The 13,751-nt window shown below is 72.4% G+C and carries 11 protein-coding genes, 1 other RNA gene and 1 pseudogene; 6 read left to right on the top strand and 7 right to left on the bottom strand.

Going from position 1 to position 13,751, the window contains the following annotated elements:
- The first annotated feature begins 9 nt into the window (after positions 1-9).
- Positions 10-1,419 carry a bifunctional RNase H/acid phosphatase gene (locus ACFYW8_RS31750; RefSeq protein WP_389084918.1) on the top strand — a complete coding sequence of 470 codons (1,410 nt, stop codon included), beginning with the start codon at positions 10-12 and terminating at the stop codon, positions 1,417-1,419.
- Here ACFYW8_RS31750 and ACFYW8_RS31745 read toward each other — a convergent pair.
- The 3 genes from ACFYW8_RS31745 to yaaA all read right to left on the bottom strand — a co-directional run bounded on the left by ACFYW8_RS31745 (position 1,405) and on the right by yaaA (position 3,956).
- A complete protein-coding gene (locus tag ACFYW8_RS31745) occupies positions 1,405-2,232 on the bottom strand; it encodes a helix-turn-helix domain-containing protein (protein ID WP_389084913.1) in 828 nt (275 codons plus the stop codon). The two genes, ACFYW8_RS31750 and ACFYW8_RS31745, sit on opposite strands and share 15 nt — an antisense overlap.
- Positions 2,233-2,426: 194 nt before the next feature.
- The gene (gene eda / locus ACFYW8_RS31740) at positions 2,427-3,071 is read right to left on the bottom strand and encodes a bifunctional 4-hydroxy-2-oxoglutarate aldolase/2-dehydro-3-deoxy-phosphogluconate aldolase (protein WP_389084910.1); all 645 of its coding nucleotides are present in this window, start codon (positions 3,069-3,071) and stop codon (positions 2,427-2,429) included.
- An 84-nt stretch (positions 3,072-3,155) separates the two neighbouring features.
- The gene (gene yaaA, locus ACFYW8_RS31735; RefSeq protein ID WP_389084906.1) at positions 3,156-3,956 is read right to left on the bottom strand and encodes a peroxide stress protein YaaA; all 801 of its coding nucleotides are present in this window, start codon (positions 3,954-3,956) and stop codon (positions 3,156-3,158) included.
- Positions 3,957-4,428: 472 nt separating this feature from the next.
- Between yaaA and ACFYW8_RS31730 the strand changes: the two genes are divergently transcribed.
- The 4 genes and pseudogenes from ACFYW8_RS31730 to rnpB all read left to right on the top strand — a co-directional run bounded on the left by ACFYW8_RS31730 (position 4,429) and on the right by rnpB (position 8,315).
- Positions 4,429-5,862 (top strand): RNB domain-containing ribonuclease, encoded by a 1,434-nt coding sequence (locus ACFYW8_RS31730; protein ID WP_389084901.1) that lies wholly within the window; start codon positions 4,429-4,431, stop codon positions 5,860-5,862.
- A 245-nt stretch (positions 5,863-6,107) separates the two neighbouring features.
- A complete protein-coding gene (locus tag ACFYW8_RS31725) occupies positions 6,108-6,926 on the top strand; it encodes an AraC family transcriptional regulator (RefSeq protein ID WP_365873139.1) in 819 nt (272 codons plus the stop codon).
- Between the two features lie 77 nt (positions 6,927-7,003).
- Positions 7,004-7,831: pseudogene (locus ACFYW8_RS31720) on the top strand (DMT family transporter); the annotation flags it as partial.
- Positions 7,832-7,901: 70 nt separating this feature from the next.
- Positions 7,902-8,315, top strand: an RNA gene (gene rnpB, locus ACFYW8_RS31715) — RNase P RNA component class A.
- 112 nt (positions 8,316-8,427) lie between these two features.
- Here rnpB and ACFYW8_RS31710 read toward each other — a convergent pair.
- Complete coding sequence (locus ACFYW8_RS31710; RefSeq protein ID WP_389085105.1) at positions 8,428-9,780, bottom strand: hypothetical protein; 1,353 nt, start codon at positions 9,778-9,780, stop codon at positions 8,428-8,430.
- A 305-nt stretch (positions 9,781-10,085) separates the two neighbouring features.
- The gene (locus ACFYW8_RS31705; protein WP_389084895.1) at positions 10,086-10,631 is read right to left on the bottom strand and encodes a DoxX family protein; all 546 of its coding nucleotides are present in this window, start codon (positions 10,629-10,631) and stop codon (positions 10,086-10,088) included.
- Positions 10,632-10,763: 132 nt separating this feature from the next.
- Between ACFYW8_RS31705 and ACFYW8_RS31700 the strand changes: the two genes are divergently transcribed.
- Positions 10,764-11,090 carry a nuclear transport factor 2 family protein gene (locus ACFYW8_RS31700; RefSeq protein ID WP_389084890.1) on the top strand — a complete coding sequence of 109 codons (327 nt, stop codon included), beginning with the start codon at positions 10,764-10,766 and terminating at the stop codon, positions 11,088-11,090.
- Between the two features lie 318 nt (positions 11,091-11,408).
- Here the strand turns inward: ACFYW8_RS31700 and ACFYW8_RS31695 are convergent, their stop codons facing one another.
- Positions 11,409-12,173: an ABC transporter ATP-binding protein gene (locus ACFYW8_RS31695; RefSeq protein ID WP_365872789.1), complete on the bottom strand. Its 765-nt coding sequence runs from the start codon at positions 12,171-12,173 to the stop codon at positions 11,409-11,411.
- Positions 12,174-12,264: 91 nt separating this feature from the next.
- Positions 12,265-13,734, bottom strand: a complete 1,470-nt coding sequence (locus ACFYW8_RS31690) for an ABC transporter permease (protein WP_389084883.1) — start codon at positions 13,732-13,734, stop codon at positions 12,265-12,267.
- Positions 13,735-13,751 lie beyond the last annotated feature (17 nt).

Below are 13,751 nucleotides of genomic sequence, written 5' to 3'. Positions count from 1 at the left end.
GTCCGGCGCGTGCGGGAGTTCATCGTCGAGGCGGACGGGGGTTCCCGGGGAAACCCGGGGCCCGCGGGCTACGGCTCCGTGGTCATCGACGCGGCCACCGGGGAGACGCTGGCGGAGCGCGCCGAGTACATCGGCGTCGCCACCAACAACGTCGCCGAGTACCGGGGCCTGGTCGCCGGCCTTGAGGCGGCCCGCGACCTCGACGCGACCGCACGGGTCAGGGTCCGGATGGACTCCAAGCTCGTCGTCGAGCAGATGTCCGGGCGCTGGAAGATCAAGCACCCGGACATGAAGCCCCTGGCGGCGCGGGCGGCCCGGATTCTCCCGCCGTCCCAGGTCACCTACGAGTGGATGCCGCGCGAGCGCAACAAGCACGCGGACCGGCTGGCCAACGAGGCGATGGACGCCGGCAAGCGAGGCGAGGCGTGGTCGCCGTCGGCGTCGACGGCGGAACTGGACGCGCGGGCGGCGCGGTTCGCGACCCCCGAGCCGACGGGCCCGCCCGGCGACGCTGCAGAGGGCGCGGCAAAGGCCCGAGCGGCCCTGAAAGAAACCCGCGGCGAAACGCCCGGTGAGGGGCGCGGGGAACTGCGCGACCAGCCCGCGACGGGCGGCAGTCGGCCGGCGGCCACGGGTGGCACCCCGTCTCCCGGGGGCGAAGCCGGCAAGGCGGTTGCAGGCCCAGGACACGTCGGCCGAGCCGGAAAGGCGGGCGACGATCAGCGGGCTGCGAGAAACGTGGCCGCCACCCCGACCACCACGCCGGCCGCAGGCTGGAGCGCCGCACCCGACATGGGCGCCCCCGCCACCTTCGTCCTGCTGCGGCACGGTGAGACCCCGCTGACCCCGCAGAAGCGGTTCTCGGGCAGCGGCGGCAGCGATCCGTCCCTGTCCGACGTCGGCCGAGAGCAGGCGGAGCGGGTCGCCGCCGCGCTGGCGGCGCGCGGCACCATCCAGGCCGTCGTGGCCTCTCCGCTGGCCCGGACCCGGCAGACCGCGGGAGCCGTCGCCGCCCGGCTCGGCCTCGACGTCGTCATCGAGGACGGCCTGCGCGAGACGGACTTCGGCGCCTGGGAGGGGCTGACCTTCGGCGAGGTGCGCGAACGCCACCCCGACGACCTGAACGCCTGGCTCGCCTCACCGGACGCCGAACCGACCGGCGGCGGCGAGAGCTTCGCCGCGACGGCGCACCGCATGGCGGCCACCCGCGACAAGCTGATCGCCTCCTACGCGGGCCGCACGGTCCTGCTCGTCACGCACGTCACCCCGATCAAGACCCTCGTACGACTGGCCCTCGGCGCCCCGCCGGAGTCCCTGTTCCGGATGGAACTGTCGGCGGCGTCCCTCTCGGCGGTGGCGTACTACGCGGACGGCAACGCGAGCGTCCGGCTGTTCAACGACACCTCACATCTGCGCTGAGCGGGACGCGGGCCGGCCGCGCCGCGCGGCGCGGCCGCGAAGGATCCCGGCGGTCTCCCGGTCCGCCGGGAGGAACGCCTCCAGATGGAGCTCGGCGAGCGTGACGTCCACCGCGGTCGCGAACGACGTGAGCGTGGTGAGCAGTCTCAACTCGCCCTCCGGGCACCGCAGTCGCAGCGGCACGGCGAAGCCGAGATAGTCCGCGCCGGGCTCACTCGCCGGTACGTACTCCGTCAACTCAGCCACCAGCCGGTCGAGTTGCGGATCGGGGCTGCGCAGGGACCGGGCCCGCAGGTTCTCCACGATGTGCTGCCCCCAGGCGTCCAGGTTCACCACCCGCGACGCCATCCCGCGCGGATGCAGCGCCAGCCGCAGGACGTTCACCGGCGGTTCCAGCAGCTCGGGAGCGGCCCCCTCGGTCAGGACGTCGAACGCCGCGTTGGCCGCGACGAGTTCACCACGGGGTCCCGCCACCACCGCCGGATACGGCAGATGCCCTTCGAGGATGCTGTCCAGCGCCTCCCGTACGGGCTTCAGCGCGGCCGCGTCGAGCGCCGACTCGGTGAACGCGGGCGCGTAACCGGCCGCCAGGAGCAGCGCGTTGCGCTCCCGCAGGGTCAGTCCCAGCGACTCGGCGAGCCTGATCACGATCTCTCTGCCGGGCACCGAACGCCCGCGCTCGATGAAACTGACGTACCGCTGTGTCGTGCCCGCGCGGGAGGCGAGCTCCAACTGGCTCACCCGGCGCGCGTGCCGCCAGCGGAGCAGCTCCCGGGCGAAGGGCGGGGGTTCGGTGGAGATGCCGGTCGTCATGCGATCAGTTGTACGTCACGGGTACGGCACCGGCACGGGAGTACTCGTCATACCTTGCCGGGAATTGAGCGGGGAACCCGTTCCGAAAGGTGGTCGTCCGGGTGAACTGAGCGAAGGTGAACTGAGCGAGCCTGGGTTGAACGAGGGTGGGCTGAGCGGCGGTGGGCGGTGGGCTGAGCGGCGGTAGGCCGTGGCTAACGGCGCAGCGCCGACGCCTCGCGCGCCAGGGCCTCCACCCGGCGCCAGTCCCGCGCGGCGATCGCGTCGGCCGGAAGCATCCAACTGCCCCCCACGCAGCCCACGTTGGAGAGCGCGAGATAGTCCGGCGCGCAATCGGGGCCGATGCCTCCCGTCGGGCAGAACCGCGCCTCGGGGAGCGGCCCCGCCAGTGACTTCAAGTATGCCGTGCCGCCGGCCGCCTGCGCGGGGAAGAACTTCATCTCGCGCACCCCCCGCTCCAGCAGCGCCACCACCTCCGAGGTGGTGGACACCCCCGGCAGGAACGGCACCCCGGACGCCTTCATCGCGTCGAGGAGTACGTCCGTCCAGCCGGGGCTGACCAGGAAGCGGGCGCCCGCCGCCACCGACTCGGCCACGTGTTCCGGCGTCAGGACCGTGCCCGCGCCCACCACCGCGTCCGGCACCGCGTCCGCGATGGCCCGGATCGCGCCGAGCGCCGCCGGGGTCCGCAGGGTCACCTCGATCACCGGCAGTCCACCGGCGACCAGCGCCCGCGCCAGCGGCACGGCGTCAGCGGCGTCCTCGACCACGACGACGGGGACGACGGGCGCGAGATCCAGGACGGAGGCATGCGGAGACGGGGGCGATGACGAAGCCATGCCCACATCCTGCCCGTGGTGTTCAGCATGCGCAAAGGTCGTTGCGCATGTTGCAACGGCAATGCCGGGGAAGCGGATTGCCGCTCAGTGGATCTCCCGCACCACCACGTCGAGCGCCCACGGCCTGCCGGCCTTGCCGGGCGCTTCGGCCTCCACCGTGTATCCGAGGTCCCGCAGCGCCTCCACCAGCTCCGCCGGGTTCTTCGGCGCCGCACTCGCGGTGAGCAGGCTGCGGACGATCTTGCCCTTCGTCGCCTTGTTGAAGTGGCTGACGACGGAACGCTTCTCGACCCCGTTCACCGTCTGCGCGTGCAGCACCCGTACGGTCGCCGTCCGTTCCGCGACCTCGCCCTTGGGCTTCCACGCCGCCGTGTACGCCGAGGAGCGCAGGTCCAGCACGAGCCCGTCGCCCGCGGCCTCGGGGAGCGCGTCGGCCATCGGCGTACGCCAGTGCGCGCCCAGCGCCCCGAGGCCCGGCAGCTTCACGCCCATGGAGCAGCGGTACGAGGGGATCCGGTCGGTCACCCGTACCGCGCCCCACAGCCCGGAGAAGACAAGCAGCGAACGGCCCGCGCGTCGCTTGGCGGGGGTGTCCAGCGAGGCCAGGTCCAGGGCGTCGTACAGGACCCCCGTGTAGATCTCCCCGGCCGGGCGGGCACCGGCGGTCCGCAGTTCCGTGTTCTTCGTGATCTCGCCGCGCAGGCCCTCGCTCAGTCCGAGGACCTCACGCGCCTTCTCCTCGTCGGCCACGCACAGCTCGACCAGCTCGTCGAGGACCGCCCGGCGCGCCTCCGTGAGACCCGGCAGGGACAGCGACTCCGGCTTGAGCGCGGTTCCCCGGCCGGAGGGTGCCTTGCCTTCGGAGGGCGGCAGCAGCACGAGCACGGTTGGTTCTCCTCACGGTGGATATGGCCCGGCGCCAGCCTACGGGGTACGACCGGGCCGCCTCCGCCACCCGGTCCTGCCCCCTCACCCGGACCCGCGGGCCCCGTCGGGGGGACCTTGAGTCTGGCCCCGTCCGGTCCTTGAGTCTGGCCCCGTCCGGTCCTTGAGTCTGGCCCCGTCCGGTCCTTGAGTCTGGCCCCGTCCGGTCCTTGAGCCGGGCCCCGTTCGGACCCTGAGCCTGGCCCCGTCCGGGCATCCGCCGGGTCCCCCTCGGTGACCCCTCGGAGGGTCGCCCGGCCCCCCGCCAGGGGGACCCGTTGGGGGCCTGCCCCGCCGGGCCCGCCGGGACCGGCCGGCCGCCGTGCCCGGCGGTATCGGCAGCCCCCGGCACGCCCGCCGGGCGTGTTCAATGGTCGCCCCCGGCCGCCCCGCTCGGCGTGCTCAACCGTTGACCCCGGCCTACGCTCGACCCATGCCTCGCCGTCACGTCCGCGTCACCGGTGCCCCGGAGGCCCCGCTGCGAGCCGCCCTCGGCGCGTTGCGGGTCGCGCTCGGTGTGCCCGGGAGCTTCCCCGCCGAGGTCCTCGCGGAGGCCGGGCGGCCACCCCGCCTGCCCTCGGACGACGCGACGGACATCCCCCTCTTCACCATCGACCCGCCGACGTCCGACGACCTCGACCAGGCGATGCACCTGTCACGCCGCGAGAGGGGCGGCTACCGCGTCCAGTACGCCATCGCCGACGTCGCAGCCTTCGTGACGCCCGGCGGAGCCCTGGACGCCGAGGCGCACCGGCGCGTGACGACCCTCTATTTCCCGGACGGCAAGGTCCCCGTCCACCCGCCCCAGCTCTCGGAGGGCACCGCGAGCCTCCTCCCGGACCAGACCTGTCCGGCCGTCCTGTGGACGATCGACCTCGACCCGGACGGCCGTACGGAGACGACCGGCGTCCGCCGCGCCCTGGTCCGCAGCCGAGCGAAGCTGGACTACGCGGGGGTGCAGGGGCAGATCGACGCGGGCACGGCGGAGGAACCGCTCGCCCTGCTCAAGGTCATCGGCGAACTGCGCGAGGCCCTGGAGGTCGAACGCGGCGGCATCTCGCTCAACGTGCCCGAGCAGGAGATCGTCGAGAAGGACGGGACGTACGAACTCGCCTACCGGGCCCCGCTGCCCGCCGAGGGCTGGAACGCGCAGATCTCCCTGCTCACCGGGATGGCCGCGGCCGACCTGATGCTCGCGCACGGCACGGGAGTACTGCGGACGCTGCCCGCCGCGCCGGACGGGGCGGTCGGGCGGCTGCGCCGCACCGCGCGGGCCCTGCGCATCGACTGGCCGCACCACGTCTCGTACGCGCAGCTCATCCGCTCCCTCGACCCGCACCGGCCGCACCACGCCGCCTTCCTCCAGGAGTGCACGACGCTGCTGCGCGGCGCCGGGTACACCGTCTTCCGGGACGGGGTGCTCCCCGAGGTCACCGCGCACGCCGCCGTCGCCGCGCCCTACGCCCACTGCACGGCCCCGCTGCGCCGCCTCGTCGACCGCTACGTCTCGGAGATCTGCCTCGCGGCCGCCGCCGGTGGGCCGTCCCCCGAGTGGGTCCTCGCGGCTCTCGACGCCCTGCCCAAGGAGATGGCGGAGGGCAGCCGGCGCGCGGGCACCGTCGAGCGCGAGTGCGTCGACCTCGTCGAGGCCGCGCTGCTCAAGGACCGGGTAGGCGACCTCTTCGAGGCCTACGTGGTGGACGTACAGGAGCACGAACCCACGGTCGGCACCGTGCAGTTGGAGTCCCCGGCGGTCTTCGCCCGGATCGCGGGCGGCACGACGGAGCTGCCCCTGGGCGAACGCCTCCGGGTCCGGCTCACCCAGGCGGACCCCGGAACGGCGAAGGTGCAGTTCGCACCCGCTTGATCCCGGGAGCGAACGCAGGCATGGAAACGGGGGACGCGCGTGTTCACCTCCTGGGAGCGACCGCACAAACGCGGCGGCGAGGGGGAGAGGCGGCCATGGCCGGACGGGGAGAGACGACCGCGACCGTACGGCGGGGGCCGACGGCGTCCGTGCCGCACGGGCCGACCGTGTCAGCGAAGGCACACGCGGGAGCACCCGTGAAGGAACCGGCAGAAACAGCAGTGAAGGAACCGGCAAAAACACCCGTGAAGGAAGAGGCCCGCTGGACCCGGGCCATCCTCGGCCGGGACGGCCGGCCCCTGGATCTGCTGACCGCCCGCTTCGACCGGCACCGCTACGCCCCGCACACCCACGACGAGTTCACCATCGGCGTCTGCGTCGGCGGCTCGGAGATCATCGACTACCGGGGCGGCCACATCCGGACCGGCCCGGGGTCCATCGTCGTGCTGGCCCCCGGCGAGATGCACACCGGCGGTCCCGCAGAATGCGACGGCTACGCCTACCGGGCCCTGTACGCGGAGCCGTCCCTGCTCTCCGAGGGCGCCGTCGGCGGCCTCCCGCACTTCCGCGAGCCCCTGCTCGACGACCCCGAACTCGCCGCCGCGCTGCGCGCCGCGCACACCGAACTGAGCGCCTGCCCCGACCCGTTGGAAGCCGAGTCCCGTTTCCCGTGGCTGCTCGCCGCGCTCGCCCGGCGCCACTCCACGGCACGCCCGGACCGCGACGAGATCCCGGGCGCCGCGCACATAGCCGACGCGGTACGGGAGCGCCTCGCCGACGAACTCCAGGACCCGCCCTCCCTCGCCTCCCTCGCCACGGACCTCGGCCTGTCCCGCTACCAGCTCCTGCGTGCCTTCCGTACGGCCATGGGGATACCGCCGTACGCCTGGCTGGCCCAGCACCGGGTGAACCGGGCCCGCCGTCTCCTGGAGTCCGGACTGCGCCCCGCCGAGGTCGCCGGGATCGTGGGCTTCGCGGACCAGGCGCATCTGACCCGCTGGTTCCGCCGGGTGCTCGGGGTGACACCGGCGGCGTACCGCGCGAGCGTGTTCCGGTCGCGGTGAGGCAGACGGTCAGTCGCCGTCGTCGGCGCGCAACAGCGTTCAAGACGCCCCACCCGACCGTGACCCAGACTGCCGCCATGACTGCACGCGGCTGGTTTCTGTTCTCCCTGATGGGAGTGATCTGGGGCATCCCCTATCTGATGATCAAAGTGGCGGTGGACGAGGTGTCCCCGTCGGTGGTGGTGTTCACGCGCTGTGCGGTCGGCGCGCTGCTGCTGCTCCCCTTCGCGATCCGCCAGGGCGGCCTGACCCGGACCGTACGGGCCCACTGGCGCCCGATGCTGGCCTTCGCGATCATCGAGATCATGGTCCCCTGGTGGACCCTGACGGACGCCGAACGCCACCTCTCCAGCTCCACCGCGGGCCTGCTGATCGCCGGGGTGCCGATCGTCGGCGTGGCCGCGGCCCGCCTCTTCGGCGACACGGAACGCCTCGGCACCCGGCGCGTCGCGGGCCTCGCGCTCGGCCTGACCGGCGTCGCGGTCCTCACGGCCCCGCACCTGACCGGCGGCGACGCCCGATCGCTCGTAGAGGTGCTGCTGACGGTCGTCGGCTACGCCACCGCGCCGGTCATCGCCGCCCGCCACCTCAAGGACGTGCCGTCGCTCCACCTCACCGCCCCCTGCCTGGCCCTGGCGGCGCTGGTCTACGCCCCGGCGGCGGCGGCCACCCGGCCGGAAGCGATACCGTCCGGACAGGTCCTGGCCGCCCTCGCCGGCCTGGGTGTCGTCTGCACCGCCGTCGCCTTCGTGGCCTTCCTGGAACTGATCAAGGAGGCGGGTCCGACCCGGGCGACGGTGATCACGTACGTCAACCCGGCGGTCGCGGTCGCGGCGGGAGCCGTCTTCCTCGACGAACGCCTGACCCCCGGAATCCTCGCCGCCTTCGCCCTCATCCTGGCGGGCTCGGTCCTGGCCACGGCGACCGCCGGTCCTCGGCGTCCGGTCCGCCCGGTACCATGGTCGACACGGCAGACGAGCCGGGCGGACGGCCGCGTGGAGGTTCTTGTGGACCTTCCCGAGGAACGTCCGGGCTCCACAGGGCAGGGTGGTGGCTAACGGCCACCCGGGGTGACCCGCGGGACAGTGCCACAGAAAGTAAACCGCCGAGAACTCCGGTTCCCGGTAAGGGTGAAACGGTGGTGTAAGAGACCACCAGCGCCTGAGGCGACTCAGGCGGCTAGGTAAACCCCACCCGGAGCAAGGTCAAGAGGAGCCGCTCTCCCGGAAGAGAAGGCGGCTCTGCGCGGACGTTCGAGGGCTGCCCGCCCGAGTCCGCGGGTAGACCGCACGAGGCCGGCGGCAACGCCGGCCCTAGATGGATGGCCGTCTCCCCGGCCGCCGCGAGGCGACCGGGCGACAGAACCCGGCGTACAGCCCGACTCGTCTGCCCTCAGGGCTCCGACCTGGTCCTATGACCTGGGTCGGGGCCCTTCGGCATGTCTGGGGGTTTCCTGGCTCCTGGCCGGCAGACGGACTTCCCCTCGGGTGCCGCCGCTTCCTCAGTTCGTGACCGTGAACCAGGTGGCCCGGGACTTCTTCCACTCGGCGTGGGTGAGGTCCTTGGCCTCCGTGCCGTCGCCGTACAGATCGGCGGAGCCGTCGTCGGTGATCAGCTGGGCGCGGGCGCCGGAGACGGTGAGGTCGGGGACGTCGACGATCGCCTCCCAGCCGCCGGGGTCCGAGGTGGGCAGGTCCAGGCGCTTGACCGGCGCGTGCGCCGGGTCGCCGTCCCAGGAGTAGAGGGCGTACGGGTCCGAGTTGTCGTCGGCGGCCCAGGAACCGGCCACGATCAGGTACTGGTTCGACGCGTTCTTGCGGATGTCGCGGATCGCCAGACCGCCGAGGTCGAGCTCGATCGGCGTGCCGAAGGTGGCCGCCGTGCCGCTGCTCAGCACCTTGTCGAAGTTGGTGACCGGCACGATGAGGGCCTTGCCGCCGGTCACCGCGGGGGCCAGCGGGGCGCGGAAGCCGACGTAGGCCGTGGTCGTCGAGCCCGGCGCGAACTCCAGGCCCTCCACGTTGAACCCGTTGATCTCCTTCGGGATCTCGCCGTCCGCGGTGCCCGCCGCGAAGCCGTAGCGGTTGTTGTTCGCCTTGTCCCAGGCGACGAGGTTGTCCCGCAGCTTCTTGTACGAACGGCCGTACGTCAGGGCGGTCGAGGCGCCGGAGCCGGTCACCGTCGTGGTGAAGACCGTGTTGCGGTCCGCCTTGTACTCGCCGTCCTTGTTGTTGCCGAGCGAGCCCGTCCAGTAGATCGTGTTGCCGACGCGGGTGGCGGCCTCGATGTCGATCTCCTTGGAGGCGCCGATGTTCGAGGAGAAGTCCCAGGTCTTGACCGGAGCGCCCGACGCGGAACGGTCGTACAGACGAAGGACGTTGGACTCGTCGTCCGCGACGACCGTGTAGCCGCCGCCCGCGTCGACGGCCGCCGAGGCGTCGCTGGAACCTGTGAAGTACCGGCTTTCGGAGGCGAGTTGGACGGCGGCCGACGCGGCGTAGTGCAGGGTCTTGGTGGCCGTCTGGCCGTCGACCCCGGTCACCTTCACGGTGAGGTCGGTGTAGCCCTCGCCGCGCGCGGCGACGACGACCTTGCGGGTGGCGCCCGTGCCGGTGACGCTGACGTCCGCCGTGGTCGCCACCGCGGTCTTGCTGCTCTTGGTCACCGTGACGGTGAGCGCGGCGGCGTCCGCCCCGCTCTGTGCGACGGTCACGTTCACGGCCGGATCGCCGGTCGCGCCCACCGCGCCCGACAGATACGTGGCCGACAGCGAAAGGCTCGGCGTGCCGTAACTCGCCGCCTGTGCCTGGCTTCCCAGACCCACGGCCGTGAGCGTCAGCACACCACCGATCATGGCGACTGTCCTGCGGCCTGTGGTGAAAACGTAGTCCTGCACGGGGACCCTTTCGTCGGCTCTGCGTCGACGAGAAGGCTGAGCTGTGATCGCCAACTCCACACCGCGCGTACGCATCCGCGGAGTGAACACTTCCGGTCACCGCAGACACGGCGCCGAACCGGTCCGGCGAGTCCCTTTTCCCGTCAGGGAGTCGGGGGAGTCGGGGGAGCCGGAGGCGTACCGAGCGAGCGGTCGGCGAGACGGACGCCAGGTGGGCGTTGAAGACCTCGCGCGCGTCCGGCACGAGCGCGCGCAGGGGACTCCTACTCGTCGAACAGGGCTTCCTGTTCCCCCTCGCGCGCCTTGCGCACCCGGTTGTTCCGGGTGCCCACGACGACCGCGGTGACCGCCGCCGTCGTACCGAGGGCGATCGGCACCATCCAGCCGCGGTTCACCGCGTGGCCCAGCAGATGGTCGAGGGACAGCCGGCCCGGACCCGTCACCGCGAGGCCCGCCGCGGCCAGGCCGAGCGACGCCGTGTACTCGTAGCCGCCGTTCATTGCGAAGAACCCGTTCGGTACGTGCACCGCCGCCGCGCCCGCCATCGCGCCGGCCGCCGCGGCGCCCGCCGCGGGTGTGGCGAGGCCCAGCGCCAGCAGCGTGCCGCCGCCCGCCTCCGCGAGGCCCGCCGCCCTGGCACTGGTCTTCCCCGGCGAGTAGCCCATGGCCTCCATGGCCGCTCCGGTGCCTTCGATGCCGCCTCCGCCGAACCAGCCGAACAGCTTCTGCGCTCCGTGCGCGGCCAGTACGCCGCCCGTGCTCAGACGGAGCAGCAGCAGTCCCAGATCACGCCGGTCGATACAGGTCACGGTGACTCCCAGTGCAGACAGCGGCAACGGTTCCCTCCCCGGTGACCACCGTCGCACCGATCGGACGGACCCGGCGTGCCCGCGCGGCTGTTCGGGTGGCGGGCGTCCGGGACCGGTGTGAGTCTGGCTCCCATGACAATCCAGGTAGCGAAGCTCAGTGACCCGGCCGTCCGGGCCTTCGTCTCCGCGGTGAACGCCCATGACCGGAACGCCTTCGAGGCGCTTCTCGCGCCCGGCGCCACCATGTCCGACGACGGTTCCGACCGTGATCTCACCGACTGGACCGACCGGGAGATCTTCTCCTCCCGCGGCTACATGGACGTCGACAACGAGTCCAACGGCGGGCGTTCCCTCCTCGTGCGGTACAGCAACGACACCTGGGGCGAGATGAAGACGAAGTGGAGCTTCATCGTCGACGACGGCGGCAGGATCAGCCGCTTCGAGACCGGCCAGGCGTAACCGTCCGCCGTACCGGCGAGGCGCCGGTACGGGCTTCCGCCCGGTTGCGTGGTCGCCCGGTCGCCCAGGCCGAGGAGAACGCGGGGGGCGATCGCCGAGGGCCGCTCACTGCCGCGCGGTTGACCGAGGTCGACGGCGTGCTCGGACGGTGAGCGGCCCGGGGGCGTACGGAGGACGCGTCGGGCGTACAGGAGGCGCGCGGAGCGTACGGAGGCGCGTGTTGGAGGCGCGGGGCGTACGGAGGGCGCGTGCTGGAGGTGCGTGACGGCGGCCGGGGGGCGGGGCTCGGTGGCCCTGGGCCGGCCGCTGTCCCGGGTCTCAGTAGCCCTGAGCGGCACCGAACTGCTGCGCGTACTGCTGCTGTTCCGGCGCCTGGGCGGACGGTCCGGGGGTGGCCCGGCGGGCGCCGCCCTGCTCGGTCAGGCTGATCTGCCCGGCCTTGATGGTCGCGAGGCGCGGGGCGCGGCGGGCGATGGAGGAGTCGTGGGTGACCATGATGAAGGTCAGCCCGTACTCGTGCCACAGCCCTTCGAGCAGGCCCATGATGTCGTCGCGGGTGCCTTCGTCGAGGTTGCCGGTCGGCTCGTCGGCGAGCAGCACCTTCGGCTTCTTGACCAGTGCCCGGGCGATGGCGACCCGCTGCTGCTGACCGCCTGACAGCTCGGTCGGGACGTGTGTGAGCCGTTCGCCGAGGCCGACCGAGCGGAGCGCCTCGGCGGCCCGCTCGCGCCGCTCGGCGGGCTTCACGCCGAGCGGGACGAGGGCGGTCTCGACGTTCTCCTGAGAGGTCAGCGTCGGGATGAGGTTGAACGACTGGAAGATGATGCCGATCTTCTCGGCCCGCAGCCGGGTCAGCTTGGCCTCGCTGATGGAGGCGAGGTCCACGCCGTCCAGCTCGACGCTGCCTGCGGTCGGCCGGTCGAGTCCGCCGATCATCTGGAGCAGCGTCGACTTGCCGCCGCCGGTGGGGCCCTGGATGACGAGCTGGTCGCCGTCCTCGATGGTGAGGTCGACGCCGCGCAGCGCCTCGACCGTCTCCTTGCCCCGCGTGTAGCGCTTGGTGACGCCGGTGAGCTTGTACATGAGGTTCTCCGAGGATGAAGGGGAGGGGCGCCGCGGCCCGGGGGGAGTGGACGCGGCGCCCCGGCTCAAAAGGGGGTGGCCCGGGGGCGGGTTACGCGACGCTGCGGAGCGCGTCCGCCGGGCGCATCCGGGAGGCGCGCCAGCCGCCCATCGCGCCGGCGATCAGACCGCCGGTGATGGCCAGGCCCGCGGCGAGCGCGATGGTGGTCATCGAGACCGGCGCGGTGAGGGCGATGTCGATGGTGTTCTTGGCCGCGGAGGCCGCCTGCTGGCCGGGGCCGCCGCCACCGGGGCCGCCGCCCATGCCGCCACCGCCGCCGGTGGAGCCGAGCTCAGCCGTCAGCTTCGGGCTGATCGCGGTGACGGTGCAGGCCGCGCCGAGGCCCAGCGCGATGCCGAGCGCGCCGCCGAGCAGTCCGTTCACGATCGACTCGCCGACGACCTGCCGGGTGACCTTGCGGGACGGCCAGCCGAGCGCCTTCAGGGTGCCGAACTCGCGCACCCGGCGGGAGACGGCGGAGGAGGTGAGCAGCGCCGCCACCAGGAACGCGGCGATCAGGACCGCGACGGACAGCCACTTGCCCACGCTCGTCGCGAGGTTGGAGGCGGTCGACAGCGAGCCGGAGACGGTGTCCGCGAGGTCGGCGGAGGTGGTGACCGTCGTCCCGGAGATGTTCTTCTGGATGGCCGCCTTGACCGTGGCGATCTGCTTCGAGTCGGTCGCCTTGACGTAGATCGTGGTGACCTGGTTCTTGGCGTCACCGAGCGTCTGGGCCTGCTTCAGCGGCAGGTAGACGTCGGTGGTCGACTCGCTGCTGTCGGGCGTCGCGATACCGATGACCGTGTACTTCGTGCCGGAGATCTTGAAGGTCTTGCCGACCGTGTACTTGTTCTGCTTGGCGTACGACTTGCTGAGCACCGCGACCTTCGCGGAGGTCTGCGCGGCCGTGAACGTCTTACCCGTGGTGATCTTCGAGGTGGCCAGCGGGCCGAGGTCCTGGTGGGTCACGTCGACGCCCGCGACGGAGTACGAGTTCACGTCGAAGGAGGCACCGCCGCCCTGCACCTGCGGCGCACCGGTGCCGCCGCCGTTCTGGCCGCCGGGGCCGCCCTGCTGACCGGAGTTCGACGTCGAGGACTTCGCCTTGCCCTGGGTGAAGGAGCCGTTGACCTTGGTGACGTTCAGGCTCAGCGCGCCCACCGCGCTCGCGACCCCCTTCTGCGCGGCGACCTCGGTGACGAGCGAGGACTTCAGGGACTGTCCGCCCTGGGTCATCACCCGGTCCGAGCTCTGTGTCGTGCTGCTGTCCGACTTGGCGTCGAAGTCGAACTTCGGGCGGCCCGAGGAGCCGCTCGTCGGTGCCGTCCGGGCCTTGGTGACCGTCATGTCCGTGCCGAGCCCGTACAGCGACTTCAGGACCTTGTCCTGGGCCTGCTGCATGCCGGCCGACACCGAGTTGACGGTGATGACCAGCGCGATACCGAGCGCCAGACCCAGGGCGATCACCAGCGCCGCCTTCTTGCGCCGGCTCAGCTCACGCTTGAGATAGATGCCAAACATCCCGTTCCTCAAAGGTT

Source organism: Streptomyces sp. NPDC002742 (assembly GCF_042888885.1).
In the GTDB taxonomy this organism is placed as follows: Bacteria; Actinomycetota; Actinomycetes; order Streptomycetales; family Streptomycetaceae; genus Streptomyces.
Note: the sequence above shows the minus strand (reverse complement) of the source record. Positions and strands in the feature narration are given on the sequence as shown.